At 74.2% G+C, this 26,397-nt stretch carries 24 protein-coding genes; 12 read left to right on the forward strand and 12 right to left on the reverse strand.

The annotated features are described in order from the left end of the window. Position 1: 1 nt before the first annotated feature. Positions 2 to 598, reverse strand: coding sequence for a YqgE/AlgH family protein (locus ACLFMI_RS06385; RefSeq protein ID WP_410946792.1), 597 nt, complete (start codon positions 596 to 598; stop codon positions 2 to 4). Between the two features lie 44 nt (positions 599 to 642). Between ACLFMI_RS06385 and ACLFMI_RS06390 the strand changes: the two genes are divergently transcribed. Then, entirely contained in the window at positions 643 to 2,064 is a 1,422-nt protein-coding gene (locus ACLFMI_RS06390; RefSeq protein ID WP_410946793.1) for an MFS transporter, read from the forward strand. Between the two features lie 38 nt (positions 2,065 to 2,102). Here ACLFMI_RS06390 and ACLFMI_RS06395 read toward each other — a convergent pair whose 3' ends face one another. Beyond that, complete coding sequence (locus tag ACLFMI_RS06395) at positions 2,103 to 3,626, reverse strand: CCA tRNA nucleotidyltransferase (protein ID WP_410946794.1); 1,524 nt, start codon at positions 3,624 to 3,626, stop codon at positions 2,103 to 2,105. A gap of 159 nt (positions 3,627 to 3,785) precedes the next feature. Here ACLFMI_RS06395 and ACLFMI_RS06400 point away from each other — a divergent pair, with 159 nt between their 5' ends. The 8 genes from ACLFMI_RS06400 to ACLFMI_RS06435 all read left to right on the forward strand — a co-directional run bounded on the left by ACLFMI_RS06400 (position 3,786) and on the right by ACLFMI_RS06435 (position 12,703). Beyond that, the gene (locus ACLFMI_RS06400; protein ID WP_410946795.1) at positions 3,786 to 4,280 is read left to right on the forward strand and encodes an NUDIX hydrolase; all 495 of its coding nucleotides are present in this window, start codon (positions 3,786 to 3,788) and stop codon (positions 4,278 to 4,280) included. Continuing rightward, on the forward strand, positions 4,277 to 6,550 hold the full coding sequence (locus tag ACLFMI_RS06405) for a DUF6049 family protein (protein ID WP_410946796.1): 2,274 nt from the start codon (positions 4,277 to 4,279) through the stop codon (positions 6,548 to 6,550). The genes ACLFMI_RS06400 and ACLFMI_RS06405 overlap by 4 nt, the downstream gene beginning before the upstream one ends. Positions 6,551 to 6,765: 215 nt before the next feature. Next, positions 6,766 to 8,523, forward strand: a complete 1,758-nt coding sequence (locus ACLFMI_RS06410; protein ID WP_410946797.1) for a protein kinase family protein — start codon at positions 6,766 to 6,768, stop codon at positions 8,521 to 8,523. A 75-nt stretch (positions 8,524 to 8,598) separates the two neighbouring features. Further along, entirely contained in the window at positions 8,599 to 9,123 is a 525-nt protein-coding gene (locus tag ACLFMI_RS06415) for a sigma-70 family RNA polymerase sigma factor (RefSeq protein WP_410946798.1), read from the forward strand. Continuing rightward, on the forward strand, positions 9,120 to 9,728 hold the full coding sequence (locus ACLFMI_RS06420; RefSeq protein WP_410946799.1) for a hypothetical protein: 609 nt from the start codon (positions 9,120 to 9,122) through the stop codon (positions 9,726 to 9,728). Before ACLFMI_RS06415 ends, ACLFMI_RS06420 begins: the two co-directional genes overlap by 4 nt. 196 nt (positions 9,729 to 9,924) lie before the next feature. Beyond that, positions 9,925 to 10,929 (forward strand): thioredoxin-disulfide reductase, encoded by a 1,005-nt coding sequence (trxB, locus tag ACLFMI_RS06425; protein ID WP_410946800.1) that lies wholly within the window; start codon positions 9,925 to 9,927, stop codon positions 10,927 to 10,929. Between the two features lie 74 nt (positions 10,930 to 11,003). After that, positions 11,004 to 11,327 carry a thioredoxin gene (gene trxA, locus ACLFMI_RS06430; protein WP_410946801.1) on the forward strand — a complete coding sequence of 108 codons (324 nt, stop codon included), beginning with the start codon at positions 11,004 to 11,006 and terminating at the stop codon, positions 11,325 to 11,327. Positions 11,328 to 11,542: 215 nt separating this feature from the next. Beyond that, positions 11,543 to 12,703 (forward strand): N-acetylmuramoyl-L-alanine amidase, encoded by a 1,161-nt coding sequence (locus tag ACLFMI_RS06435; RefSeq protein WP_410946802.1) that lies wholly within the window; start codon positions 11,543 to 11,545, stop codon positions 12,701 to 12,703. Between the two features lie 45 nt (positions 12,704 to 12,748). Here ACLFMI_RS06435 and ACLFMI_RS06440 read toward each other — a convergent pair whose 3' ends face one another. Then, a complete protein-coding gene (locus ACLFMI_RS06440; protein ID WP_410946803.1) occupies positions 12,749 to 13,450 on the reverse strand; it encodes a GNAT family N-acetyltransferase in 702 nt (233 codons plus the stop codon). A 252-nt stretch (positions 13,451 to 13,702) separates the two neighbouring features. Here ACLFMI_RS06440 and ACLFMI_RS06445 point away from each other — a divergent pair, with 252 nt between their 5' ends. Then, positions 13,703 to 15,094, forward strand: coding sequence for an aminotransferase-like domain-containing protein (locus tag ACLFMI_RS06445; RefSeq protein ID WP_410946804.1), 1,392 nt, complete (start codon positions 13,703 to 13,705; stop codon positions 15,092 to 15,094). A gap of 79 nt (positions 15,095 to 15,173) precedes the next feature. Continuing rightward, positions 15,174 to 16,121, forward strand: coding sequence for a D-alanine--D-alanine ligase family protein (locus tag ACLFMI_RS06450; RefSeq protein WP_410946805.1), 948 nt, complete (start codon positions 15,174 to 15,176; stop codon positions 16,119 to 16,121). 914 nt (positions 16,122 to 17,035) lie between these two features. Here ACLFMI_RS06450 and ACLFMI_RS06455 read toward each other — a convergent pair. The 9 genes from ACLFMI_RS06455 to rpmH form a co-directional block, all read right to left on the reverse strand. Beyond that, the gene (locus tag ACLFMI_RS06455) at positions 17,036 to 17,461 is read right to left on the reverse strand and encodes a cupin domain-containing protein (RefSeq protein ID WP_410946806.1); all 426 of its coding nucleotides are present in this window, start codon (positions 17,459 to 17,461) and stop codon (positions 17,036 to 17,038) included. A gap of 1,029 nt (positions 17,462 to 18,490) precedes the next feature. After that, positions 18,491 to 19,486, reverse strand: a complete 996-nt coding sequence (locus tag ACLFMI_RS06460) for a ParB/RepB/Spo0J family partition protein (protein ID WP_410946807.1) — start codon at positions 19,484 to 19,486, stop codon at positions 18,491 to 18,493. Position 19,487: 1 nt separating this feature from the next. Beyond that, a complete protein-coding gene (locus ACLFMI_RS06465; protein WP_410946808.1) occupies positions 19,488 to 20,390 on the reverse strand; it encodes a ParA family protein in 903 nt (300 codons plus the stop codon). An 80-nt stretch (positions 20,391 to 20,470) separates the two neighbouring features. After that, positions 20,471 to 21,157, reverse strand: coding sequence for a 16S rRNA (guanine(527)-N(7))-methyltransferase RsmG (gene rsmG / locus ACLFMI_RS06470; protein WP_410946809.1), 687 nt, complete (start codon positions 21,155 to 21,157; stop codon positions 20,471 to 20,473). Further along, positions 21,154 to 21,684, reverse strand: a complete 531-nt coding sequence (locus ACLFMI_RS06475) for a Jag family protein (protein ID WP_410946810.1) — start codon at positions 21,682 to 21,684, stop codon at positions 21,154 to 21,156. Before ACLFMI_RS06475 ends, rsmG begins: the two co-directional genes overlap by 4 nt. Positions 21,685 to 21,780: 96 nt before the next feature. Next, positions 21,781 to 22,971 (reverse strand): membrane protein insertase YidC, encoded by a 1,191-nt coding sequence (gene yidC / locus ACLFMI_RS06480; protein WP_410946811.1) that lies wholly within the window; start codon positions 22,969 to 22,971, stop codon positions 21,781 to 21,783. A gap of 50 nt (positions 22,972 to 23,021) precedes the next feature. Beyond that, positions 23,022 to 23,363 (reverse strand): membrane protein insertion efficiency factor YidD, encoded by a 342-nt coding sequence (yidD, locus tag ACLFMI_RS06485; RefSeq protein ID WP_410946812.1) that lies wholly within the window; start codon positions 23,361 to 23,363, stop codon positions 23,022 to 23,024. Further along, on the reverse strand, positions 23,360 to 23,737 hold the full coding sequence (rnpA, locus tag ACLFMI_RS06490) for a ribonuclease P protein component (RefSeq protein ID WP_410946813.1): 378 nt from the start codon (positions 23,735 to 23,737) through the stop codon (positions 23,360 to 23,362). The genes yidD and rnpA overlap by 4 nt, the downstream gene beginning before the upstream one ends. Positions 23,738 to 23,766: 29 nt before the next feature. After that, positions 23,767 to 23,904 carry a 50S ribosomal protein L34 gene (gene rpmH / locus ACLFMI_RS06495; protein WP_410946814.1) on the reverse strand — a complete coding sequence of 46 codons (138 nt, stop codon included), beginning with the start codon at positions 23,902 to 23,904 and terminating at the stop codon, positions 23,767 to 23,769. Between the two features lie 492 nt (positions 23,905 to 24,396). Between rpmH and dnaA the strand changes: the two genes are divergently transcribed. Continuing rightward, positions 24,397 to 26,157, forward strand: coding sequence for a chromosomal replication initiator protein DnaA (dnaA, locus tag ACLFMI_RS06500; RefSeq protein WP_410946815.1), 1,761 nt, complete (start codon positions 24,397 to 24,399; stop codon positions 26,155 to 26,157). Positions 26,158 to 26,397 lie beyond the last annotated feature (240 nt).

The following is a 26,397-nucleotide window of genomic DNA, read 5'->3' on the forward strand; positions in this document are numbered from 1 at the left end:
GTCAGTTGTGTGCGGGGTCGACAGGGAACGTCGCGAGCAGGGCCAGCGGGGTGCCCTGACGCCGCAGCACCTGCTCCCACAGCCGGTCGTGCGAGGTGGTGAGCAGGTCGTCCGGCAGGCCGGGGACGACGAACCAGTCCCCGCGGGCGATCTCCGCGCCGAGCTGCCCGGCGTCCCACCCCGAGTACCCGGCGAAGATCCGCAGGCCGCGCAGCCGCGGCGCGAGCGGACCGGGATCGGAGTCCAGGTCGACCAGCTGCACCGGCGGACGGACCGGCATCAGCCCGTTCAGCCCGCGCTCGGACTCCCCGGTGCGCAGCGCCGCCAGGCACAGCGCGGTCTGGTTCTCCACCGGCCCGCCGACGAACATCGACCCGGGGTCGCTGGTCAGCCCGGCCCAGCGCGGCAGCACGTCGCGCACGGCAGCCGGGCCCGGCCGGTTCAGCACGACGCCGAGGCTGCCCTGGGGCCGGTGTTCGATCATGTAGATGACCGAACGGGAGAAGTTCGGGTCGCCCAGCCCGGGGGCGGCGACGAGCAGGCTCCCCGGCGTGACCGGGGGGAGAGCGGCGCCTCGCGTGGCGCGGTGTTCCCGCACGACCCCATGTTCGCACCCGCCCCGTGTACGTAGGCTCGGCACCCGTGCGCAGTACCGCCGCCCGTCCGGACGACCGACCGACGGGCGCCTCCCGGCCGCGGTCCGCCGCCGGCCTCGGCGCCGCGGTGGCGCTGCTGCGCAGTGGACCGTTCACCCGGTTGTTCACGGTCCGGCTCTTCGCGCAGTGGGCCGACGGGCTGTTCCAGGCCGCCCTCGGCGGCGCGGTGCTGTTCAACCCGGAGCGGGAAGCCGATCCGCTGGTGGTCGCCTCCGGGCTGGCGGTGCTGCTGCTGCCGTACTCGTTCCTCGGCCCGTTCGCCGGCGCGTTGCTGGACCGCTGGGACCGGCGCCGGGTGCTGGCCGGGGCGAGCGTGCTGCGCGCGCTGCTGGTCGTCGCGGTGGCCGCGGCTGTCGCGGCCGGCACGGCCGGAACGCCGCTGTTCGTGCTCGCCCTGGCCGTGACCGGGGTGAACCGGTTCGTGCTGACCGGGCTGTCCGCGGCGCTGCCGCACGTGGTCCCGGATACCGATCGGCTGGTCCCGTCGAACACGCTGTCGGTCACCGTCGGGGCCGGGATCTCGGCGCTCGGGGCGGGGTGCGCGGTGGCCCTGCGGGCGGTGTTCGGCGACGGCGACGTGGGCTCGGCCGTGACCGTGCTGTTCGCCGCGCTCGGCTCGCTGGCCGCGGCCGGGCTCGCGGCCGGGTTCGGGCGCCGGGCACTGGGCCCGGACCCGCCGCCCGACCGCGGCGCCCCGGCCGCGCCGGTCGACGGCTCCCCGGCCGGACCCCGGGTGTCACAGCCCCGCACGGCACTGCTCCGCGACGTCGCGGGCGGGCTGGCCGCGGGCGCCCGGGCCACCGTCACCACCCCGGCCGTGTGCGCCCCGTTCCTGGGTCTGGTCGCGCACCGGCTGGCGTTCGGAATCAACACGCTGCTGCTGCTCATGCTGTTCCGCTACGTGTTCACCCCGGAGAACGTCCCGGGCGCCGGCGGGCTGCTCGGGGTGGGCATGGTCGCCGGGCTGACCGCCGCCGGTCTGGCGGTGGCCGCGCTGGTCACCCCGCCGCTGGTGCGCCGGGCCGGGACCGTCCGGGCGGTGCGGATCGCTGTGGCCGCAGCAGCGCTCTCCCAGGCCGCGGTCGCGGTGTGGCTGACCCTGCCGACGGTGCTGGTCGGCGCGTTCGCGCTGGGCGTGTTCGGGCAGGTCGTCAAGCTCTGCGCGGACGCCGGCATCCAGGCCGGCGCCGGCGACGCGGTGCGCGGGCGGGTGTTCGCGCTGTTCGACGCCGTGTTCAGCGTCTGCTACGTCGCCGCGGTCACGCTGGCCGCGGTGGCCGGGCCCACCGACGGGCGCTCACCGGCACTGCTCGGCGTCGCGGCCGGGTTGTACGCCGCCGGCCTGCTGGCCCACCTGGTGTACGTCCGTTCCGTACGGACGTCCACCCCGGACCCGAAGCCGGCCTGACGTACGTCTTACACGTTCGTGTAAGACGTACGTTCAGATCAGAGGTTCTCGGCCGCCCAGGCCCGCAGCTCGGCCTCGGCCAGCTCCGGACCGAGCGGACCTTCCTCCATCCGCAGGGCCAACAGGTACTTGTAGGCCTTCCCGACGGCCGGGCCGGGCCCGATCCCGAGCAGCTCCATGATCGCGTTGCCGTCCAGGTCCGGACGGATCGCGTCGAGCTCCTCCTGCCTGCGGAGCTCGGCGATCCGGTCCTCGAGGCCGTCGTAGTTGCGCTGCAGCGCCGCGGCCCGGCGCCGGTTGCGGGTGGTGCAGTCCGAGCGGACCAGCCGGTGCAGCCGGTCCAGCAGCGGCCCGGCGTCGGTCACGTAGCGACGCACCGCCGAGTCGGTCCACTCGCCCTTGCCGTAGCCGTGGAACCGCAGGTGCAGGTAGACGAGCTGGGTGACGTCGTCGATCAGCGCCTTCGGGTACTTCAGGGCGCGCAGCCGCTTGCGGGTCATCTTCGCCCCGACGACCTCGTGGTGGTGGAAACTGACCCGCCCGTCCGGCTCCTTGCGCCGGGTCGCCGGTTTGCCGATGTCGTGCAGCAGCGCGGCCAGCCGCAGCGTGAGGTCCGGGCCGTCGGTCTCCCGCTCGATCGCCTGCTCCATGACGACCAGCGAGTGCGTGTAGACGTCCTTGTGCTGCATGTGCTCGTCGGTCTCCAGCTGCATCGCCGGGACCTCGGGCACCACCTGTCCGGCCAGGCCGGTGTCGCAGAGCAGCTCCACCGCGCGGCGCGGGTACGTGCCCAGCACCAGCTTCGAGAACTCGGCCTGCACCCGCTCGGCAGTGATCCGGGACAGCTCGCCGGCCATCGCGGTCATCGCGGCCGCGACCCGCTCGGCCGGGGTGAAGCCGAGCTGGGAGACGAACCGGGCGGCCCGCAGCATCCGCAGCGGGTCGTCGGAGAACGACCGCTCCGGCACGTCCGGGGTGTCCAGGACGCCCTGGGCGAGCGCGGCCAGGCCGCCGTGCGGGTCGACGAACCGGCGCTCGTCGCCGGTCAGCTCGACGGCCATCGCGTTGACCGTGAAGTCCCGGCGGACCAGGTCGCCGCCGATGTCGTCGCCGAAACGCACCTCGGGGTTGCGGGACGCGCCGTCGTAGGTGTCGGCGCGGAACGTCGTCACCTCGAGGATCCGGTCGCCGCGCCGCAGCCCGACGGTGCCGAACGCGATACCCGTGTCCCAGACCGCGTCGGCCCAGCCGCGGACCGCCGCCAGGATCTGCTCCGGTCGGGCGTCGGTGGTGAAGTCGAGATCACCGGGCTCCCGGTCGGAGCCGCCGGAACCGCGCAGCAACGCGTCCCGGACGCTGCCGCCGACCAGGTAGAGGCGGTGCCCGCGAGCGGCGAACCGGGCCGCGAGCTCGTCGGCGACGTCCGGCACGTCGAGCATCTGGACCACGGCGTTCTCCTGGGAGCGTTGCAGCTCGTCCGGGTCCGGCCCGGGGGCGGCGCGCCGGGATGCCGGCGGGGTCGACTGGCGGGTCGTCTGCGAGGTCACGGACGGCGAGGACACGACCGGCCAGTCTAGGCAACACGCCGGGACCCGGCCGCAGGTCGGGTCGTTCCCGCGTCCGGGCGCGGCCTGCGGCACCCCGTCGTCGGGCGGGTGAGATGACGGTCCCGGACGGCTCGTCGGTCCCCCGAGCGGCCTGCTCCTCGTTACCATCGCCACATGTCCACCTCCCGCGGCCGCTCCGGGGGGCGCCGCGCGGGACGGTCCGCGGATCGGCGCCGCCGCCTGCGCACGGTGGACGAGACCTCGGCCGGCGGGCTGGTCGTGCACCCCGGGACGGGGGCCGCGGCGCTGATCGGACGGCTGGACCGGCGCGACCGGCTGCTGTGGTCGCTGCCCAAGGGGCACATCGAGGCCGGTGAGACGGCCGAGCAGGCGGCGGTGCGCGAGGTCCAGGAGGAGACCGGCATCATCGGTGAGGTGCTGGCACCCCTGGGCACCATCGACTTCTGGTTCGTCGCCGAGGACCGCCGGGTGCACAAGACCGTGCACCACTACCTGATGCGGGCTCTCGGCGGCGAGCTCTCCGACGAGGACATCGAGGTGTCCGAGGTCGCCTGGGTGCCGCTCGACGAGCTCGAGGGCCGGCTCGCCTACGCCGATGAGCGCCGGCTGATCCGGCACGCGGCGAACCTGCTGGAGGAGACGGCGTGAATCGGATCGCGGCCCTGGTCGCGATCGTGCTGCTGGCCCTGCTCACGGTCCCGGCATCGGCGCTCGCCGCACCCTCGGCCCCGGCGGCGGCGCCGGCCCGGTCCGAGCAGCCGGCCGCACCGGTCCGCCTGGACGTCGACGCGATGTCCCCCCGAGCGGTCACCGCGACCGGGCCGGGCGAGCTGGTCGTGTCCGGGACGATCACCAACACCGGCACCGCGCCGCTGGACCGGCTCTCCGTGCGGGTCCAGCGCGGCCCGGCGCTGAGCGGGGAGCCGGGCCTGCGCACCGCGCTGGACGGGGAGGCGGGCACCGACGACGTCACGCCGCCGTTCGCCGACCTCGGCGGGCTCGCCCCCGGCGCGTCGGTGCCCTTCCGGTACGCGGTCGCGCTCACCGGGGACCCGGGCTCCTCGCTGGCCCTGCCCGGCCCGGGTACCTACCCGATCCTGGTGAACCTCAACGGCTCCACCGGCGGGGACCCGTCCCGGCTGGCCGCGGTCCGCACCCTGCTCCCGGTGTCGTCGCTGCCCGGCGCACCGGGCCCGTCACCGCAGGCGGCCCCGGCGACGATGCTCTACCCGATCACCGACGTGCCCCGCCGGATACCGCCGGTCCCGGGGCAGACACCCGTCCTCACCGACGACGAGCTGGCCGACTCGTTCGCCCCCGGCGGCCGGCTGCGCGGCCTGGTCGAGGCGCTGGACACCCGTGCTCCGGCCGGGTCGCCCGCCCGTGCCGCGGTCTGCCTGGCGATCGACCCCGAGCTGGTCGCGACCGCCGCCGCCATGCGGAACGGCTACGAGGTGACCGCGCCGGACGGGACGACCACCCCGGGCCGCGGTGCGGAGGCGGCCGGGCAGTGGCTGACCGCGCTCACCGCGGCGGCCCGCGGCACCTGCGTGCTCGCCCTCCCGCCCTCCGACGCCGACCTGGTCGCGCTGGTCCGCGGCGGTCAGGCGGAGCTGGCCCGGCTCACCCTGGAACAGGGCCGCACCGCGCTGGTCGACGAGCTCGGCACCCCGGTGCTCCCCGACACCGTCTGGCCGGTCGGCGGCGTGCTGGACGAGCCGACGCTCGCCGCGCTCGGCGGCGGGACCCGGCTGGTGCTCTCCGCGGACGGCGTCGGCGGAGTCGGCGGCCGGACGTCGGGGGCCGTCCGGGTGACCGACGAAGCGGGCGGGCGGGCCGCCGACCGGGCGCTGCTCGCCGACCCGCTGCTGACCGAGGCCGCGGCCGGGCCGGACGGGGTCGAGCTGCAGGGCGGCGGCCCCGGCGCGCTGGCCGGCCAGGACCTCGCCGGGGCGCTGGCGTTCCGGGCCGCCGGGTCCGCCCCGGAGCCGGTGGTGGTGGCGCCACCGCACGGCTGGTCGGCCGACGGGGAGGCCGCCGCGGGGGTGCTGTCCGCGCTCGCCGCCCTGATCGGCGACGGCCGGCTGACCCCGGCCGGCCTGCCCGCGTTCGCCGCGGAGCCGGTCCCCGGGGACGAGGAGGCGGCGCGGCTGTTCTACCCGGTGCAGGCCGGCGGCGCCGAGATCCCCGGCTCGGTGATCGCGACGATCGGCGACCAGGTCCGGTCGATCGAGAGCCTCCGCGGCGCCGCGGAGGGCCGTACCGGCGTCGGGGCCGGCCCGGCGGAGGTGTTCGACCCGCTGGTCCGCGGCACGCTGCGTTCCGCGGCCGCCGCGTGGCGCGGCGACCCGGCCCGGGCCGAGCGGGAGGCCGCGATCGTCACCGAACGGATCCAGGGGATCCGCGGATCGGTCCGGGTGCTGGAGCCGCCGAGCCCGTACTCGCTGGGCACCAGCGACGCCCCGCTGCTGATCACCGTGGCGAACGGGCTGCCGGTGACGATGAACGTGCGCGTGGTGCTCTCCAGCACCACCGGGTTGCGGGTGGCCCCGATCCCGGTGCAGGCCGTCCCGCCGCTGGGCCGGGTACAGGTCCGTGTGAGCGCCCAGGTCACCCGGTCGGGGCAGTTCAGCGTCGGCGCGGGACTGCGCACCCCGGACGGCGCCACGCTCGGCCCGGACACCCGGCTGCGGGTCCGCTCCACCGTCTACGGCACGGTCACCGTCTGGCTGACCGCGATCGCCGGCGCGGTGCTGGTGGTGCTGGTGGTGCGGCGGATCCTGCGCCGGACGCGGTCCGGCGGGTCGGGTCCGGGAGGTCCGCCGGCTGGCTCCGGGGAGTCCTCGGCGTCGCCGCCCGACCCCGTTCCGCCCACGACGCCGGCCGGGCGCGGGACCGGACCGCCACCGACGCGGTGACCGGTTCGGCCGCGCTCGGCCAGCCCAGATGACCGCTCGCCGCAGGCGTTCGACATTCGGGCGATGGAGGGCGGCTCGTCATGAACCTTTCCGTACCACCGGCCGAACACATCACGTGTGGGGTCGACGAGACCGTTTCGTGCTCGGCCCCGACCACCGGAGTGTCGTAGGCTGAGGTCGGACGCGACATCAGCCGTCGGGGGAGGGCGAGGCCGTTGAACGGGCAGACCGACCAGCGAGCTGCCCGTACCGACGCCCAGCAGACGCCCGTGCCCGAGGATCCGGCCACCGATCACACCCGGGACACCGGGGACGACGCGGCCGGTGCCGCCCCCCGCGAGCGGCCGTCACCCGTCCGGCGCACCGAGGAGCAGGCCACCGCAAAGGTTCCGGCCCAGTCCCACGCGACCGGCCGCATCCCGGCCGCCCGGGACGCCGTCGGAACCAGCGCCGGCTCCCCACTGACCGACCGCTACGTGCTCCGCCAGCGGATCGGCGCCGACCCGTCGGCCGGGGCCGAGTTCTGGCGGGCCGAGGACACCGTGCTGCGCCGGCCGGTCGGCGTCACGCTGTTGCGCCGGCTGCCCGCCGACGACCGTTCGGACGACCCGGAGGGCACCGCCCGAGCCGGCGAGATGATCGTCCGGGCGCTGCGGTCGGGGTGCTTCGAGCACGCCGGCAGCGCCCGGCTGCTCGACGTGCTCGCCCCCGGGACGCACGGGCTGCCCGCCGACGTGCTCGGCGCGGCCGTCGCCGAGTGGGTGCCGGGGCGCTCGCTGGCCGAGGCCGTCGCCGACGGACCGGTCCGCTCGCACCGCGCCGCCAAGGCCGTCGAGACCCTCGCCGCAGCGGCCACCGAGGCCCACCAGCAGGGTCTGGTGCTGGGTTGCGACCACCCGCAGCGGGTCCGGATCACGCCGGACGGGCGCGCGCTGCTCGCGTTCCTGCTGCCCCGGCCGTCGGTGAGCGCCGCCGACGACGTCCGCGGGCTCGGCGGGATCCTCTACTGCCTGCTCACCCGGCGCTGGCCGCTGTCGGTCGCCGACGCCGCGCGGGCCGGGCTGGTCGCCGCCGACCGCACCCCGGCCGGCCGGCTGCGGGCCCCGTCGGCGCTGCGCCCGGGCGTCCCGCTGGAGCTGGACACGCTGTGCTCCGGGGCGCTCGGCCAGGACGAGGGGATCGGCCGGGTACACACCGCCGCGGCGATGCACCGGATGCTCACCGACGTCGTCGCGGAGGACGCCGACCAGGCGTTCTTCCCGCCGGTGCGGGACGGCGCGCCGTCCGACCCGGACGACGTCTGGCAGGACTCGGATCGGGTGCCGGACACCCGCGACGACCCGAACCGCCGGCGCAACCTGCGGATCGGGCTGTCCGTGCTCGGGGTCGGCGTGCTGCTCGTGCTCGGCTACCTGGGCATCCAGGTGGGTGCCCTGTTCGGGGCCGGCTCCGGCGGACCACCGGTCGTCGTGAACCCGCCGGTCGCGTCCGCGCCCGCCACGCCGGCGCCACCGCCAGCCCAGGCCGCCTCCACCGCGCTCACGCCGTCGACGGTGTCGGTGTTCGACCCGACCGGGGACGGCGACAACGCCTCGGACGTCGGCCAGGTCCTCGACGGGAACCCGGCGACGGCCTGGCGCACCCAGCAGTACTACCAGCCGTTCCCGGCCCTCAAGGAGGGCGTCGGGATCATGGCCTCGTTCGACGGGGTGCAGCCGATCAGCCGGTTGACCGTCGAGTCGGCCACCCCGGGAACCGTGGTCGAGGTCCGCTCGGCCCCGACCGCGGACGCGCCGCTGGAGCGGACCGACACGATCACCACCGTGACCCTGCGCGGGGGCGAGACCGTGATCCCGCTGGACGGTGCCCCGCCCACCGGTCACGTGCTGCTCTGGATCACCTCGCTCGGCGGGGGCGGGTCGGACAACGCCAGCCAGATCGGCGAGATCTCGTTTGAGCGCGCCATCCAGTAGCTCCCCGGTTCGCGATCGCGACCGGAGCCCGCCGAGCGGGCCCGGCCCGGGGCGCGCGGTTCCTACCGTGCGCGGGTGACCACGGTCGATCCGAGCCCGCGGCCGCCGGCCGGGCCGGACCTGGACGCGGTGTTCCGCCGGCACGCCGACCGGATGTGGTCGGTCGCGCTGCGGATCCTCGGCGACCCGGCCGAGGCCGAGGATGCCGTGCAGGAGGCGTTCCTCGCCGCGCTGCGCTCACCGGGCTTCCGCGGGGACGCTGCGGCGGGGACCTGGCTGCACCGGATCCTGGTCAACGGGTGCCTCGACCGGATCCGCTCCGCCGCCCGCCGCCGGGGCAGGGCCCCGGTCGCGTTCCCGGCGGTGGCCGGGCCGGACCCGGCCGCCCGGCTCCCGGACCGGATCGCGGTGCAGGACGCGCTGAACGACCTCCCGCCGGACCAGCGGGCCGCGGTCGTCCTGGTGGATGTGCTGGCCTGTCCGGTCGACGAGGCCGCCGCGATCCTCGGGGTGCCGGCCGGGACCGTGAAGAGCCGGTGCGCCCGGGGCCGGCTACGGCTGACCTCGCTGCTCGGCCACCTGCGGGAGGAGTCCCGATGACACCCGAGGAGACCGCCGGTCCGGATCCGGGCCGCCCCGACCCCGGCACCGGGCCGGTGCGCGCGGCGCTGGCGGCGCTCGGACCCGCCCGGATGCCCGACGACGTCGCCGCCCGGATCCGCGCCCGGCTCACCGACGAGATCGGTGCCGGACCCCCGCCGGACCCGCTTCCGGCGACCGGTCCGGCCCGGGCCCGCCGCCGTCCCGGCCGGCCCGTCCGCGCCGGGCTCTCCCTGCTGGCCACGGCGGCCGCCGCCGTTCTCGTCGCAGTGCCGCTCACCGGTGGCGACCGGGCTTCCGACCCGGTGCCGGTTCGGACGACCGGCCCGCTCGCCGACGAGCTGCGCGCCGCGGCCGGCGACGCCGGGGAGCCTGCGGGTCCGCTGGCCGACCCGGTCCGGCGGCACGCCTGCCTGACCGCCGCCGGCGTCACCGACCCCGGCGCCCCGCTCGTCGCGGGCCGCCGCCACCCGGTCGCCGGGCGTCCCGGGGTGCTGCTGGTGCTCGGCACGCCGGTAGCCGGCCGGTTCCGGATCGTCGTCGTGAACCCGGAGTGCGGACCGGACGGCGGCCTCCTCCTCGCGGACCTGCCCGCCGGTTCCTGATCCTCCCGGCACCGCGGAACCGATCCGCGGGTGACCGGGGCCGCGCCCGCCGCGGCCCCGGGGCGGGGAATGCCGCTGGCTAGGATCGCGTTCGAGCAGTACGACAGCCACCATGCGGGTCCGGCCGGCCCGGCCGGACCCCGCAGGCCCGTGATCGTGCGTCCCGCAGCGGGCGCTCCAGGAGGGATCGGTACCCGTGACCACCGAGCACACGGTGCACAACCTGATCATCATCGGGTCCGGGCCGGCCGGCTACACCGCTGCGGTGTACGCCGCGCGGGCCCAACTCGCCCCGCTCGTGTTCGAGGGCAGCCAGTTCGGCGGCGCCCTGATGACCACGACCGACGTGGAGAACTACCCGGGTTTCGTCGACGGCATCATGGGCCCCGAGCTCATGGAGCAGATGCGCGGCCAGGCCAAGCGCTTCGGCGCCGACCTGCGCGCCCAGGACGTCGACGAGGTGCGCCTCGACGGCGAGGTCAAGGAGGTGCGGGTCGGCAAGGAGACCTTCCGGGCCCGCGCGGTGATCCTGGCGATGGGTGCCGAGCCGCGCTACCTGCACGTCCCCGGCGAGCAGGAGCTGCTCGGCCGCGGGGTGAGCTCGTGTGCCACCTGCGACGGGTTCTTCTTCCGCGACCAGAACATCGCGGTGATCGGCGGCGGGGACTCGGCGATGGAGGAGGCCACGTTCCTCACCCGGTTCGCCGAGACCGTCACGGTGATCCACCGCCGGGACGAGTTCCGCGCCTCGAAGATCATGCTCGAGCGCGCGCAGGACGACCCGAAGATGCGCTGGCGGACCAATGCCGAGGTCACCGAGGTGACCGGCGAGGGCTCGGTCAAGCAGCTGCAGGTCCGGGACACCGTCACCGGGGAGACCGACTCGCTCGACGTCACCGGGATGTTCGTCGCGATCGGCCACGACCCGCGCAGCGAGCTGATCCGCGGGCAGGTCACGACCGACGCCGAGGGGTACGTGCAGGTCGCCGGGCGCAGCACCTGGACCGACGTCCCGGGTGTGTTCGCCTGTGGCGACCTGGTCGACCACACCTACCGGCAGGCGGTCACCGCCGCCGGTTCCGGCTGCTCGGCCGCGATCGACGCGGAGCGCTGGCTGGCCGGCCGGCCGGTCAGCCCCGAGCTGGCCGGCGGCGGTTACGGCGACGCGCCCGTCGAGGACGTCGCGCAGGCCGCACACTAGGTCCGCTCACCAGGTCTACGCGGCCCGCGAACTGCCCCGCCGGCGAACTCTTCCCGACGAACAAGGAGACAGCCATGGCCAACACGATCGACACCTCCACCGGTTCCTTCGACCAGGACGTCCTGCAGAGCGACAGGGCCGTCCTGGTGGACTTCTGGGCCACCTGGTGCGGCCCGTGCAAGATGGTCGCCCCGGTTCTCGACGAGATCGCCGGTGAGAACCCGGACAAGCTCACCGTCGCCAAGCTCGACATCGACGCGAACCCCGAGGTGGCCCGCGACTACCAGGTCATGTCGGTCCCGACCATGATCTTGTTCTCCGGCGGCAAGCCGGTGAAGCAGATCGTCGGTGCCAAGCCGAAGGCCGCGCTGCTGGCCGACCTGGCCGAGCACATCTGAGTTCCCGCTCCACTTCCGGTGCCCCGGGTAGCGCACCGGGATCACGCTGCGTGTCCCGGTTGATCACAGCCGGGACACGCGCGTGTACGCCCCGCTGCACTCCCTGCGGCCCCGGGCAGGGCACAATGGTTCCCGCCCGGCCGCCGAGGGAACTCCGGCGGAGGCAACCGACCGCAGGCCCCACAGGGGTGCCGCCGAATGCGAGCGAGGGGTGCATGCAGCTGCTCCGGCGCGGGGACTCGGGTCCTGCCGTGCGAGAAGTCCGGAACCGGCTGCAGCAGCTCGGGCTGCTGGCCGAGACGCCGGACGGGAAGCACCTCCAGCAGTCCTTCGACGTCGACGTCGACCAGGCGGTGCGAAGCTTCCAGCAGGGTCGCGGCCTGATCACCGACGGCATCGTCGGACCGGACACGGCTCGCGCGCTGCGCGAGGCCGGGTGGTCGCTGGGTGACCGGATGCTGTCCTTCACGCTGTCCACCCCGACCACCGGGGACGACGTCGGGATGCTGCAGGAACGGCTGCTCGAGCTCGGCTACAACCCGGGCCGCCCGAGCGGGCTGTTCGACGAGCAGACCGAGCAGGCGCTGGTGCGCTTCCAGCGCGACTACGGCATGACCCCGGACGGCGTCTGCGGCCCGGAGACGCTGCGCGCGCTGCGCCAGCTCGGCCGCAAGGTCACCGGCGGCCGCCCGCACCTGCTGCGCGAGCAGGAGCTGCTGCGCCGGTCCGGTCCGCGGATGCGCGGCAAGCGGATCGTCATCGACCCGGGGCACGGGGGGACCGACCGCGGCGTCGAGGTCGCCGGCGTCACCGAGGCCGACCTGATGTGGGATCTCGCGCGCCGGCTGGTGGGCCGGATGTCCGCGACCGGCATGGAGGCGCTGCTGTCCCGCCCCGAGGACGGCAACCCGCCGGACGCCGAGCGCGCCCAGTTCGCGAACGACGTCGGTGCCGACCTGGTCGTCTCGCTGCACACCGACGCCAGTTTCAGCCCGCACGCGCAGGGACTGGCGACGTACTACTTCGGCAACGGCTCCGGCGCCACGTCGAACGTGGGCGAGGCCCTCGCCGGGCTGATCCAGCGCGAGCTCCTGACCCGCACCCCGATGCTCGACTGCCGCAGCCAGACCTGCACCTGGGAGCTGGTCCGCCGCACCCGGATGCCCGCGGTCCGGATCGAGACCGGCTACCTGACCCACCTCGGGGACCGGGGCAAGCTGCTCGACCCCGGGTTCCGGGACGTCGTCGCCGAGGGGATCCTGGTCGCCGTCAAGCGGCTGTACCTGCTGGGCCAGGACGACCAGCCCACCGGCACCTTCACCTTCAGCGACGTGCTCGCCCGTGAGTACGCCCGGGACCAGATGCGGGCAGTCTGAGGCCCAAGACCCGGAGCCACGCCCACGCGTCGATCAGCGGCCCGCTCAGGGCGCCCTGAGATCGTCCGAGGCGTCCACGCGCTCCGGGCGCGTCAGCCGGCCCGTCCGGGCCGGCGTCCGCGTCTCGACCGGTGTGAGGGACTGCATCGGAATCGTCACCGTGTTGAACAGCTGTTCGAGCGCGGCCTCGACGTCCGACTTCCACTCCAGACCGGACCGGAGCTCCATCCGCAGCCGCGGCCAGCGGTGGTGCGGTCGGACGGTCTTGAACCCGACCGAACGCAGGAAGTCGGCAGGAACCACGCAGTCCGCCTCGGTTCCGGGCCGCGCGTCGCCGAACGCCTCGATCGCCCGTACCCCCCGCCGGGTCAGGTCCTTCACGACCGCCTGGGCGAGGGCACGACCCAGACCTTCACCGGAGAACTCGGGCAGCACCTGCATGGTCGTCAGCAGCACGGCGTCCGCGCTCACCGGGCCGGTCGGCAGCTCGGTGGCGCGGGGGACCGACGCCGGCGGGGCGAACAGCACGTACCCGGCCGGGGCGCCGCCGACGTAGACGACACGCCCGCACGAGCCCCACTCCAGCAGGACCTCGGAGAGCCACGCCTCCTTCTCCAGGTCGGTCGTGCCGTAGTCGTCGGCCTGCTCGGCGAGGCGGGGCGACAGCTCCCAGTAGACGCAGTTCCGGCAACGCTTCGGCAGATCGCCCAGATTGTCCAGATTGAGCGCGGCCACATGCCAGGACACGGAACAAACCTCCGGCTGTCGTCGGCGCGCGGGAGTCGCGCTCGTGCGCGGAACGGCCGGCCCGGGCGTCCCCAGCGCCGGCGGAACGGCCCGTGGCCACGTTCCGCCTGTCGTCGAGGGTAGGCACACACGTGCGTCCCCGTCACCTGCGAACCGGTCACCGGTAGGTCGGTCACGACGAAGGGCAGGCCGATCACCCGTCGCGGTTACACTCGCGTCGTCGCAACGACCTCACCGAACGGGAGCACGCCGATGGCCTCGCCCGACCGACCGCAGCAGCCCGACGCCCGCCGCACCGCGGCCGCGGCGGCCGCAGCGGCAGGGGAGGACCAGCAGCTCGAGGCCGCGACGCAGGGCGGGCCGCCGGCCCTGCTCCCCCCGACGGAGCGGTTCGCCGCCCGCACGGCCGGGATGACGGCGTCGGAGATCCGGGCGCTGTTCGCCGTGGCGAGCCGGCCGGAGGTCGTCTCGCTGGCCGGTGGGATGCCGAACCTGGCCGCGCTGCCGCTGCAGTCGCTGGCGGCCGAGGTCGCCGACCTGGTCGGCACCGACGGCACGGCCGCGCTGCAGTACGGCTCCGCGCAGGGGGTCCCGCAGCTGCGTGAGCAGATCTGCGACGTGATGCGGGAGGAGGGCATCGAGGGCGACCCGAACGACGTCGTGGTGACGGTCGGCTCGCAGATGGCCCTCGACCTGCTGACCCGGATCTTCGTGGACCCGGACGACGTGGTGCTGGCCGAAGGACCGTCCTATGTGGGCGCACTGGGCAGCTTCGCCGCGTACCAGGCCCGGGTCGTGCACGTCGCGATGGACGAGCACGGACTGGTCCCGGACCTGCTGCACGAGGCGCTCGAGTCGCTGGCCCGGCAGGGGACCACCCCGAAGTTCCTCTACACGATCCCCAACTTCCACAACCCGGCCGGCGCGACGCTGGCCGTGCAGCGGCGACCGCAGATCCTCGAGCTGTGCCGCCGGTACGGCGTCATGGTCATCGAGGACAACCCGTACGGGCTGCTCGGGTTCTCCGGCGAGGCCTACCCGGCGCTGCGGTCCTACGACCCGGACGTCATCTACCTGGGGTCGTTCTCGAAGACCTTCGCCTCCGGGCTGCGGGTCGGCTGGGCGCTGGTGCCGCCGCTGGTGCGGGACCGGCTGGTGCTGGCTGCGGAGTCGGCGACGCTGTGCCCGCCGACGTTCACGCAGATGATGGTGTCCCGGTACCTGTCGCACCATGACTGGCGCAGCCAGGTCAAGACGTTCAGCGAGAACTACCGGGAGCGCCGGGACGCGATGCTCACCGCGCTGGAGACCTACCTGCCGGAGGGCTGCAGCTGGAACGTGCCGGACGGCGGCTTCTTCGTCTGGCTGACGGTGCCCGAGGGCGTGGACACGAAGGCGATGCTGCCGCGGGCGGTCACGGCACGGGTGGCCTACGCGTCCGGGACCGGCTTCTACGCCGACGGTTTCGGCTCCCGGCAGCTGCGGCTCTCGTTCTGCTTCCCGACGCCGGAGCGGATCACCGAGGGGGTGCGGCGGCTGGCGGCGGTGCTGGAGGCGGAGCTGGACGTGGTCCGCACGTTCGGCACGGCGGCCCGCTCCGAGCTGCCGCGGGGCCCGCAGACCCCCTCGCCGGACACCACCTGAACGAGGTTTCACGTGAAACGCCCCGGGTCGTACGGCCCGGGGCGTTCGGCGTCCGAGGGGCATGTCGCAGAATGCCCGGGTGAGCGATCGAACGGTGGCCGTACTGGCCGGAGGCCTGTCCCACGAGCGTGAGGTGTCCCTGCGGTCCGGGCGGCGGCTCGCCGGCTCGCTACGGGCGGTCGGCGTGGACGTGCGCGAGTGGGACGTCGATGCCGCGTTGCTGGAGCGACTGCACAGCGACCGGCCGGACGTCGTCGCCGTCGCGTTGCACGGCGGTGAGGGGGAGAACGGGGCGGTGCAGCAGGTGCTGGAGCTGCTCGACGTGCCGTTCGTCGGGACGCCGTCCGGTGCCTGCCGGCGGGCGTGGGACAAGCCCAGTGTGAAGGCGGAGCTGGTGCGGGCGGGGCTGCGCACCCCGGACTGGGTCGCGTTGCCGCACTCGACGTTCCGCGAGCTCGGTGCCCGGGGTGTGCTGGACGCGATCGTCCGCCGGCTCGGCCTGCCCCTGGTCCTCAAGCCGGATCAGGGCGGGTCGGCGCTCGGCGTCCAGGTGGTCCGGGCCGCTGAGGATCTGCCGGCGGCGATGGTCAGCAGCTTCGCCTACGCCGAGACCGTCCTCGCCGAACGTTTCGTCGCCGGTACCGAGGTCGCGGTGTCGGTGGTGCACGACGGCGACGAGCCGCGCGCGCTGCCACCGGTCGAGGTCGAGGTGCCGTCCGGCTTCTACGACTACACCTCCCGCTACACCCCGGGCGCCGCGACGTTCCACTGCCCGGCCCGGCTGCCGGAGGCGACCCTGGTCCAGCTGGGGGAGACCGCCCTGACCGCGCACCGGCTGCTCGGAATGCGGGACGTCTCCCGGACGGATGCCATCGTCGACGCCGACGGCGGCGTGCACGTGCTGGAGATGAACGTGTCCCCGGGATTGACCGACACCTCGCTGCTGCCGACGGCGGTGACCGCGGACGGTTCCGATCTCGCGACCGTCTACCAGGCGCTCGTGGAGCGGGCCGCGGAACGCGGTTGATCCCCGGTGCGGGTTTCACGTGAAACCCGCACCGAGCGGTCGAACCCGGCGCGGGGCAGGCGGCATGCCACGGGCTCCACCGCGCACGGGAGTCTCGCTCGTGTCCGAGCTCCGGCCAGGGAGCGGCACCGGCCCCTCCTCGGTCAGCGTGCGAGACCGGCCGGGCGCCACTCTGCCGCCCCCTCCGGGCTCCGGCGGCCCGGCACCGACCCGAGCCCCTGCCGGGCCGACCCACACATCGGCACCACCGTCGGACGGCCGGGCCGTCCAGTTCCGTACCGCACGCGGCTGCACCGTGCCGCGCGCGGAACCTTCCGTCCTCGCCGCCGAGCGGGCACTCCTCGACCGGCCGGGGAGCCGTTCGCCCGCCGGCACACGGTCACGACCGCGCACTCCGCATGCGTGGTGACGGCAGCAGCCGCGCCGCCCCATCGATCGGGCTCGATGCGGGCGGCGAGTAGCCCATCGACACGGCCGGGAGCCCTGAGCCGACGGGCCCGCTTCGGCGGCCAGGGGTCCCTGGTCCGGAGCATCCGAGGGGTCGTTCAGCCGGCTCCCTGGCCGACCCGCCACCTGTCGGCGCCACCCGCGGCGCGTTCGGACACGACGCGCGAGCCAGCGAGGGGTGCGGGCCGAGCAGCGGCGTGCCCCCGGCCCGTCCGTGGGCGGGGCCGCTACCGGACGCAGGCCGGTCGGGGTGAAACCGGTCCACGACCGTCGCCTCACCTACCAGGCGTCGGTTTCACGTGAAACGCCTCCACGGGCGTCGCTCTACCTACCGGGCCCTGGTTCCACGTGAAACCTCGACCGGAACGCTGGGGCGCGCAGCCCCCGCCGAACAGGCGACCGCAACTCCCCGGGCACCCCCGCCGGACGGTGTGGCGGCCCGACAGGCCGCCCCGGGGGAGGAGGGGTTAAGAGACCGTGTCGCCGGCCGGGTGCTCGGCGAACCACTCGACGATGCCGGACATGTGCTGCTCGAAATCTCCGGGACGGGAGAAGTTCAGGACGCCGGCCCGCACATCGCCGCGATTCTCGAAGTCGTGGGTGACGCCGCCAGGGATGGCCACGAACGCGCCCTTCGACGCGGCGACCCAGCGGTCACCGACGAGCACCGACATCGTGCCGTCCAGGACGTAGAAGACGTCGTCCTCGGGGTGCACGTGTGCCCCCGGCCCGGTGGTGTGCGGATCCAGCCACCACTCAGAGATCGAGTATTCGCCGCCCGTCTCCGTCCCGTCCGCCTTGAACACCGCGAGGATCCGGCCCATCTCGTAGCGCCGGCCGTCGTCGGGTCCGAGCACCACTGGCGGTCGATCCGCACGGTTCTCGTCGCTCATCGGAGCCCTCCTCGTCCCGGTTCCTGTCGCCGAGAGTAGGACGCCGCCGGCACGGCGTCGTGGACGAAAGGGAATCGTGCCGGGTGCCGCGCGCCGGCCCTGCGGGGTCGGGGGGCACCCGCGATCACTCGGAGTCCGCCCGGTCGGCCCTCCGTCCCGTCGTGCCGAACTACGGGAGGCCGGCCCCGCGCAGCTCCGGACGAGACCGACCAGCCTCATCCGAGTTCCGGCGGAGCGCTGAGCCGCGGCGACGACGTGGTTCCACGTGAAACATGCACGCCCGCCCGGTGCGTCGGTGGGCGACGCCGCCGCATCACGACGCGGCAGCCCGTCCGCGTCCGGCCCGAAGTCCGGCACCTTCCGACGGCATACCCGGCCGCGATCGGCGACGCACCTCAGCCCCGTGTCCCTGCCGCCGGCGCGGGGGAGCGGGTGCGCGAGGCACCCGCTCGGCCGCGCCTTCACCACCGGTACCGGGCCGGACGGCCCCGCACGAACCGAGCCACTACGCCCGCCGACGACTCGCCCCCGCACTGCGCCCGCCCGGCCGGCGCCGCTCGGATACGACGCGTCACGCACGGTTCGCGCCCGCGCACCACGGACACCACCCGTCGTCATGGTCAACGGCGTCGATGGCGGTCGCAGGGGGCGCCGCGCCGGCACGGGCAGCCCGCTCGTTGCGCCGGCTCTCACGAGTGGCCCCGATCGTCGTGACCGTCGGCGGACCGTTGAGGTGTGCAGGCCGGTCGACCCTGCGGCGCGTTAGGTGACGATCGTACTTAATCGAGAAAGTCAGCGGATTCCACGCCTGAGAGCCGCTGTGTGACATGCGAGGGCGTCCGCGGGTGGTCGCACCCACCATCGCATCCGACAGCCCGCCCACGGACGTCTCAACGCGCCCTCAGATCGCCGTCACCGTCGCCACATCCCGGATCGACCCCGAGTTCCGCGGAGGGTCCATCACCCCGGGACCGGCAGCGGCCGCCGCCCGGAGGGCGACGGCCGCGGGGGAGTGACGACCGGCCAGGACTACTCCTGCTCCCGGGCGCCCATCATCCCGGCGATCCGCTCGAGATCCTCGACCGAACCGAACTCGACGACGATCCGACCCTTCCGCTGGCCCATCTCGACCTTGACCCGGGTGTCGAAGGTGTCGGCCAGCCGGTCGGCGTACTCGGTGAACTCGGGGCGCTGCTCCGCGCGCCGGCGGGGCTTCCGCTCCCGGGCCGGCTCCTCCTGGCGGGCCAGCACGACGGCCTCCTCGGTCGCGCGCACCGACAGGCCCTCGGCGACGATCCGGGTCGCCAGGTCCTCCTGCGCGCCGGCGTCCTCCACACCGAGCAGCGCGCGGGCGTGACCGGCACTCAGCACCCCGGCCGCCACCCGGCGCTGCACGGTCACCGGGAGCCTCAGCAGCCGGATCATGTTCGTGACGACCGGACGGCTGCGTCCGAGCCGATCGGCGAGCTCGTGGTGGGTCACCCCGAACTCGGCGAGCAGCTGCTCGTAGGCGGCCGCCTCCTCCAGCGGGTTGAGCTGGACGCGGTGGATGTTCTCCAGCAACGCGTCCCGGAGCATCACGTCGTCGCCCGTGTGCCGGACGATCGCCGGGATGGACTCCAGACCGGCCCGCTGCGCCGCCCGCCAGCGGCGCTCGCCCATGATCAGCTCGTAGTCACGGCCGGTCCGCCGGACGACGATCGGCTGCAACAACCCGAACTCGCGGATCGAGTGCTCCAGCTCGGCGAGCTGCTCCTCGTCGAACTGGGTCCGCGGCTGCTGCGGGTTCGGCACGATCCGGGCGACCGGGACCTCCCGGTACTCGGCCCCGCCGTCGACGACCGCGGTCTCCGGGGCCTCCCCGCCCTCCCGGGGCAGCGCCGGTGCCGGCCGGTGCAACGGCGCGCCGGCACTGCTCAGGCGGGTCGGCTCGCCGCCCTGCTCGGCCTGCTCGGCCTGCTCGGCCGGAGCGGTCGGGATCAGCGCGGCGAGCCCCCGGCCGAGGCCACCCTTGCGCTCCGCCACCTCAGCGCCCATCCGTGCCGGCGGGCCGGTAGGCCCCGGTCGCACCGTGCTCGGCGATCTCCCGGGCGGCGTCGACGTAACTCATCGCGCCGCGCGAACCGGGGTCGTAGGCCAGCACGGTCTGGCTGTAGCCGGGCGCCTCGGACACCTTGACGCTGCGCGGGATCACCGTCCGCAGCACCGTCGGGCCGAAGTGCTGGCGCACCTCGGAGGTGACCTGGTCGGCCAGCTTGGTCCGGCCGTCGTACATGGTCAGCAGGATCGTGGACACGTGCAGCGCCGTGTTCAGGTGCGAGCGCACCAGATCGATGTTGGAGAGCAGCTGGCCCAGCCCCTCCAGCGCGTAGTACTCGCACTGGATCGGGATCAGCACCTCGGACGCCGCGACCAGCGCGTTCACCGTCAGCAGGCCCAGCGAGGGCGGGCAGTCGATGAGCACGTAGTCGACGTCGAGCCGGGCGAGGGCCTCGTCGTTCAGCGCCTGGGACAGCCGGGACTCCCGGGCCACCATGCTGACGAGCTCGATCTCGGCGCCGGCCAGGTCGATGGTGGCGGGTACGCACAGCAGGTCCGGCGACGCGGTGCTCTCGACGGCGGCCTCGTCCAGCCCGATCTCGCCGAGCATCACCTCGTACACCGACGACGTCCCGGTCCGGTGCTCGACGCCGAGCGCGGTACTGGCGTTGCCCTGCGGGTCCAGGTCGATGACGAGCACCCGGAGCCCGTGCATGGCCAGCGCGCCGGCGAGGTTGACCGTGCTCGTCGTCTTGCCGACGCCGCCCTTCTGGTTCGCGACGGTCAGGACGCGGCGCGTCTCCGGCCGGGGCATGCCGTGCTTCTCCGGGTGTCGGAGCCGGGCGGCCCGCTCGGCCTCGTCCGCTATGGGGGTCCAACCGAGACTCACGCGCGGCCCTCTCTGCGTCGGTCCGTCTGGAGTCGCCGACCCGGGAGATGTTTCACGTGGAACAGTCGACTCGGTGTCCATCATCGCCGTTCCCTCCTCCGGTTGCGTCGGGGCGCGCCGATGCGCGAGATCTCGACCACGGTGCTGGGCGGATCGACCACACCGTCGCCGCACGTACGGATCCGGGCGGGACCGCCCCCGAGTGCCCGGACCGCGTCGGTATCGCGCGCGATCTCGTCCGGGGCGGACGCGCCCTTCAGTACCAGCATCGCACCACCGGTCCGCAGCAGTGGCAGGCAGAGCCCCGCGAGGCGGGCCAGCGGTCCGACGGCGCGGGCGGTGACCACGTCGGCGCCCTCCCATCGTCGCTGCACGGCGTTCTCCTCGGCCCGGCCGCGCTCGACCGCCACGGACAGACCCAGGTCGGCGACGACCTCGTCGAGCCAGTCCACCCGTCGGGCCAGCGGCTCCACGAGGACGATCTGCAGATCCGGCCGGGCCAGCGCCAACGGTATCCCGGGCAGTCCGGCTCCCGAACCCACGTCCACGACCTTCGCCCCGGACGGGACGATCTCGCCGAGCACGGCGCAGTTGAGCACGTGCCGGTCCCAGAGCCGCTCGCGTTCCCGCGGCCCGATCAGCCCGCGCTCGATCCCGGAGGTGGCCAGGTGCTCGACGAAGCGGACCGCCGACGGCAGCCGCTCGCCGAACACCCGCTCGGCGACCTCGGGGACGGGGGGCGCGGACCCGGATCCGGTGCTGCTCACTTCTTGTGCACGACGACCTGACGCCGCGGCTCCTCGCCCTCGCTCTCGCTGACGACGCCCTTCACGCTCGCCACGGCGTCGTGCACGACCTTGCGCTCGAACGGGGTCATCGGCCGCAGCCGGGCCGACTCGCCGGACCTCTTGACCTCCTGCGCGGTCTCCAGGCCGAGGTCGGTCAGCTCGTCGCGCCGACGCTTGCGCCAGCCGGCGACGTCGAGCATCAGCCGGGACCGGCTGCCGAGCTGCTGCTGCACCGCGAGACGGGCCAGCTCCTGCAGACTCTCCAGCACCGCGCCCTTGTCGCCGACCAGCTTCTCCAGGTCGGTGTCGCCCTCGGCGCCCTCGATGCTGACGACGGCCCGGCCGCCCTCGACGTCGAGGTCGATGTCGCCGTCGTAGTCCAGGACGTCGAGCAGGCGCTCCAGGTAGTCGCCGGCGACGTCGCCCTCCTGGATCAGCTGGTCCTCACCGGACGGCTTCTCCTGGACGTCGGCACCCTCGGCGGGGTCCTGTGCAGTGGTGGGCACGGAGTTCTCCTCTCGACTCGATCAGGCAGGTCCGCAACGCCGGGCCCGCACGGCGGTCGGGGTGTCCGCCGGGGCCGTCGCGGCGTGCGCGTTCTGTCAGCGGCGCTTGCCGCGCTTGGACTTCGTGCCCTGCGGGCGGCGCTGCACCGGCTTGGCGCCCGGCTTCTTGGCACCGTTCCCGGCGCCGCCGTTGCGCTTGTTCCCGGATCCCCCGGAGCGGGCCGATCCGTTCGTGCCCGACCCGTGCGTGCCCGATCCGTTCGTCGAGCCGCCGGAGGTCGCCGCGCCCGCGCTCGTCCCCGCCGTCGTCCCCGTGCTGCCGGCCTCGTCGGCGGACGCGCCGTCCGAGCCCGCGGCGTCGGTCCCGACGGGCTCGTCGGCGATCTCGCGGACCTCCTTCTCGGCGTCCTTGGTGTTCTTGCGGACCGGCTTCTGGCCCGGGCGCGGGGCGAGGCTCTTGGCGGCCTCCGCGGCCTGCTCCTGCTTGTCCGACTCCTCGGCGTCGATCCGCTTGTAGACGACGTACTGCTGGCCGAGGGTCCACAGGTTGTTCGCGACCCAGTAGAAGAGGACCGCCAGCGGCAGGAACGGTGCACCGACGACGACGCCGATCGGGAACACGTAGAGCATCAGCTTCTGCATGATCTCGGCCTGCGGGTTCGCGGGCGCCGTGCCGGCCGCGATCTGCGCCTGCTGGCGGGCGACCGAGTGCCGCGCGGTGACGTGCGTGAAGACACCGGCCATGATCATCAGTGGGATCATGACGACCCACTGCGAGACGATGTTCCCGCCGAGATCCGCGACCGAGGCGGTGTTCTGCAACGGGTAGATCGCGGAGCCGAGCTTCGCGCCGAACAGGCTCGAGTCGACGAACGAGGCGTTCTCGGCGGCGTTGAAGAAGTAGTTCTCGGTCTTGCCCGGCTTGAACTCCCGCAGCACGTGGAACAGGCCGATGAACACCGGGATCTGCACCAGGATCGGCAGGCAGCCCATCAGCGGGTTGGCGCCGTTCTGCTGCTGGAGCTTCTGCATCTCCGTGGCGAGCTTCTGCCGGTCGTTCGCGTACTTCTTCCGGAGCTTCTGCATCTCCGGGGCCATCTCCTGCATCTTGCGCATGGAGCGGACCTGCGTGACGAACGGCTTGTAGAGGATCACTCGCAGGGTGAAGACCAGGAAGACGACCGACAGCGCCCAGGCGAAGCCGTTGTCCTCGCCCAGCACGAAGCCGAACACCTTGTGCCAGACCCACATGATGAAGCTGACGGGGTAGTAGATGAAGTCCAGCACGGGTGCGTTGCTCCTCGGAGTCTCGGACGTGGCGGCGGGTGCCGGTGGTCCTAGAGGCCTTCGGTTCGGGTCGGTTCGGTGGACGCCGGATCCGGTGGAGCGGATCTCGCCCGGTCACGGCGCCGCGGTGGGACCGGATCCGCACCGCCAGGGTGCCACGGTCCGCACCGCAACAGTCGCCAGACGGTGAGCCCGGTTCCCCGGATCAGGCCGTGCACGGCGTAGGCGTCGACGGCGTAGGCACTGCAGCTCGGGTGGAACCGGCAGGTGGGCGGCAGCGCCGGGGAGATCCAGTGCTGGTACCAGCGGACGGCGGCGATCGCCGCCCGCGGACCGGGGGAGCGGTGCGCGGTCGCGTCCGGCGGCAGGTCGTCCGGCGCGGGGCCGGTCATCGCGTGCCGTCCCGGGGACGGCGAGGACGACGCGCGGCGCCCAGCGCCGAGTCGAGGTCACGTCCGAGCTCGGCGGAGGAGGCGCCGGCCGCGGGCGGCAGCGCACGGACGACGAGCGCGGAGCCGGGCGGCAGGCCGTCCAGCCGGTCCGCGACCAGGTGCCGCAGCCGGCGGCTCACCCGGTGCCGGACGACGGCGTTGCCGACGGCCTTGCTCACGACGAAACCCGCCCGCGGCGAAGCGTGCTCGGGCACGCCGCCGGGGCGGGTCGGATCCAGGTGCACCACCAGACTCGTACGACCGGCGCGGCGTCCGCGCTTGATCGTCGAGGCGAACTCGGGCCGGCGGGTGAGCCGGGCGTGGGCCGGCAACACGGCGCGGGCCGGTGGGGTGGCCGGCCGGATCAGGCCGAGAGGTTGCCGCGCCCCTTGCGGCGGCGCGCGGCGAGGATCCCGCGGCCGGCGCGGGTGCGCATGCGCAGCCGGAAACCGTGCGTCTTGGCCCGGCGGCGGTTGTTCGGCTGGAAAGTACGCTTGCTCACGGTCGGCTCTCCTGGTCGGCGTCTCGCAGGCACCCTGCAACGCCGAGTATCTGCGGTCTACGGTTCCTGCACGGGGTTGCGCGGGACACCGGTCGTCCCGGACCGACCGGTACGACCCCGGGATCCGGACGTCGGGACGGGCGCGACACGCTCGTTCCGACCAGTGTCCAGTCCGTAAGGCTACGCAGCGGCTTTTCGGAGGGTCAAACCGCCCCCGGCGGCGCCCGGTCCGCCCGGGAGCCGCCCCGGCTGCTAGCGTGCCGTTCCTCTCGGGCCGTCACGGCCGCACCCGCCCGATCCGAGACGTTCACCAGGTGTCCGCACCCGGCCGCCCCGCCGCGAGCCGGGCGTAGCCGCGTGCGTACCTTTACGCACAAGTGTGGACAAAGCTGGGGATACCCAGCGTGTTCGGTCCGTGCGGGACGGGTGACCCTCCATCGGGGGTCCGGGGCAGGCGGCGATCATGGCGGCCGAGGCGAGGGGGAAGCGCTGATGACCGACCAGCCGGGCGACCTCGGCCAGGTCTGGAACCGGGTCATCGCCGACCTCTCGGGCGCCTCGGCCGAGTCCGGTACCCCCGCGCTGTCCCCGCAGCAGCGGGCCTTCCTCCGCCTGACCCGCCCGCTCGGCCTGCTGGACGGCACCGCGTTGCTGGCCGCGCCGAGCGAGTTCGCGAAGGACGCCATCGAACGCATCCTGCGCCGCCCGATCAGCGACGCGCTGGGGCGCCACCTCGGTGTGTCGGTCAACCTCGCCGTCGTCGTCGACGCCTCGGCGGCCTCCGGCGGTACCGAGGTCCCCGACCCGCCCGGATTCGGGCTGCCGCGTACCGGCCTCTCGGCGATCGGGGTCACCGCAGGCGACAGCGCCCGGGACACCGGCGACGGCCGGACGGATCTCTCGTCCCCGGTCACGTCGAACGGCGGTCCCGCGACCGGTGACCCGGCCGATGCCGGCACGACCGGCCACCGGAGCGGCTCGGACGGCGCGGCCGCCGACGGCGAGCCCGCCGGTGACGACGGCGTCCCCGCCGACGCGATCGCCGACACCGGGCCCCCGGACGGCGCGGAGCCGCCCGCTACCCGCGGCTACGAGCCGCCGCCGGCATCCACCGGGGGGTGGGCACCGCAGCCGGAGAGCCCCGCCCGCGACACCGGCGGCACCAGCTGGCCCGCCTACACCGCTCCGCAGGCCGGCGACCCGGTCGCGCCGCGGTCGCAGACCCGGCTCAACGAGCGCTACACCTTCGACACCTTCGTCATCGGGGCGTCGAACCGGTTCAGCCACGCGGCCGCGGTCGCGGTCTCCGAGGCACCGGCGCGGGCGTACAACCCGTTGTTCATCTGGGGCGAGTCCGGGCTGGGCAAGACGCACCTGCTGCACGCGGTCGGGCACTACGCCCAGCGGCTGTTCCCCGGCATGCGGGTCCGGTACGTCAGTACCGAGGAGTTCACGAACGACTTCATCAACTCGCTGCGCGACGACCGCAAGGTCGCCTTCCAGCGCCGCTACCGCGACGTCGACGTGCTGCTGGTCGACGACATCCAGTTCCTGGAGGGGAAGGAGGGGACCCAGGAGGAGTTCTTCCACACCTTCAACACCCTCCACAACGCGAACAAGCAGATCGTCGTCTCCTCCGACCGGCCGCCGAAGCGCCTCGAGACGCTCGAGGACCGGATGCGCACCCGGTTCGAGTGGGGCCTGATCACCGATATCCAGCCGCCGGAGCTGGAGACCCGGATCGCGATCCTCCGGAAGAAGGCCGCGCAGGACCGGCTCGCCGTCCCCGGTGAGGTGCTGGAGTTCATCGCGGAGCGGATCGAGCGCAACATCCGCGAGCTCGAGGGCGCGCTGATCCGCGTCACCGCGTTCGCGTCACTGAACCGGCAGGCCGTCGACACCCAGCTCGCCGAGATCGTGCTGCGCGACCTCATCCCGGACTCGGCCGCCTCCGAGATCACCGCCCCGACGATCATGGCCGTCACCGCCGAGTTCTTCGGCGTCACGCTCGACGACCTGTCCGGCCCCGGGAAGACCAAGGCGCTCGCCCAGGCCCGGCAGATCGCGATGTACCTGTGCCGCGAGCTGACCGACCTCTCGCTGCCGCGGATCGGCCAGACCTTCGGCGGCCGGGACCACACGACCGTCATGCACGCGGACAAGAAGATCCGCAACGAGATCTCGCTCCGCCGGAAGACCTTCGAGCAGGTGCAGGAGCTGACCGCGCGGATCAAGCTGCGCGCCCGGCACTGACCCACCGCCGCTGTGATCCACAGCCGCTGTGATCCGCTACCGCGCTGAGCCGCCACCGCACGCCCGCCGATCCACAGCACCGGAGACGGTCCGGCGACCGCTCCGACCTGCAGGGCACCGGTCACCGGCCGCACCGGCCGGCCCTGCGATGCACCCACACGAACATCACCGCTGAGAGCGCTTCTGCCGCCCGTTCGGGACCGGCCGAGGGGGTCGAGGACCCCCGGTCCGGCGCCCGCT

The sequence above is a fragment of the Pseudonocardia nantongensis genome, from assembly GCF_046546495.1.
GTDB lineage: Bacteria > Actinomycetota > Actinomycetes > Mycobacteriales > Pseudonocardiaceae > Pseudonocardia > Pseudonocardia nantongensis.

What these genes read in the sequence shown, in the direction of transcription:
- ACLFMI_RS06445 (WP_410946804.1), top strand. Translation starts at nt 13,703, where the DNA reads ATGGCCTCGCCCGACCGACCGCAGCAGCCCGACGCCCGCCGCACCGCG.
- trxA (WP_410946801.1), top strand. Translation starts at nt 11,004, where the DNA reads ATGGCCAACACGATCGACACCTCCACCGGTTCCTTCGACCAGGACGTC.
- ACLFMI_RS06400 (WP_410946795.1), top strand. Translation starts at nt 3,786, where the DNA reads ATGTCCACCTCCCGCGGCCGCTCCGGGGGGCGCCGCGCGGGACGGTCC.
- ACLFMI_RS06435 (WP_410946802.1), top strand. Translation starts at nt 11,543, where the DNA reads ATGCAGCTGCTCCGGCGCGGGGACTCGGGTCCTGCCGTGCGAGAAGTC.
- dnaA (WP_410946815.1), top strand. Translation starts at nt 24,397, where the DNA reads ATGACCGACCAGCCGGGCGACCTCGGCCAGGTCTGGAACCGGGTCATC.
- ACLFMI_RS06455 (WP_410946806.1), bottom strand. Translation starts at nt 17,461, where the DNA reads ATGAGCGACGAGAACCGTGCGGATCGACCGCCAGTGGTGCTCGGACCC.
- ACLFMI_RS06420 (WP_410946799.1), top strand. Translation starts at nt 9,120, where the DNA reads ATGACACCCGAGGAGACCGCCGGTCCGGATCCGGGCCGCCCCGACCCC.
- yidD (WP_410946812.1), bottom strand. Translation starts at nt 23,363, where the DNA reads ATGACCGGCCCCGCGCCGGACGACCTGCCGCCGGACGCGACCGCGCAC.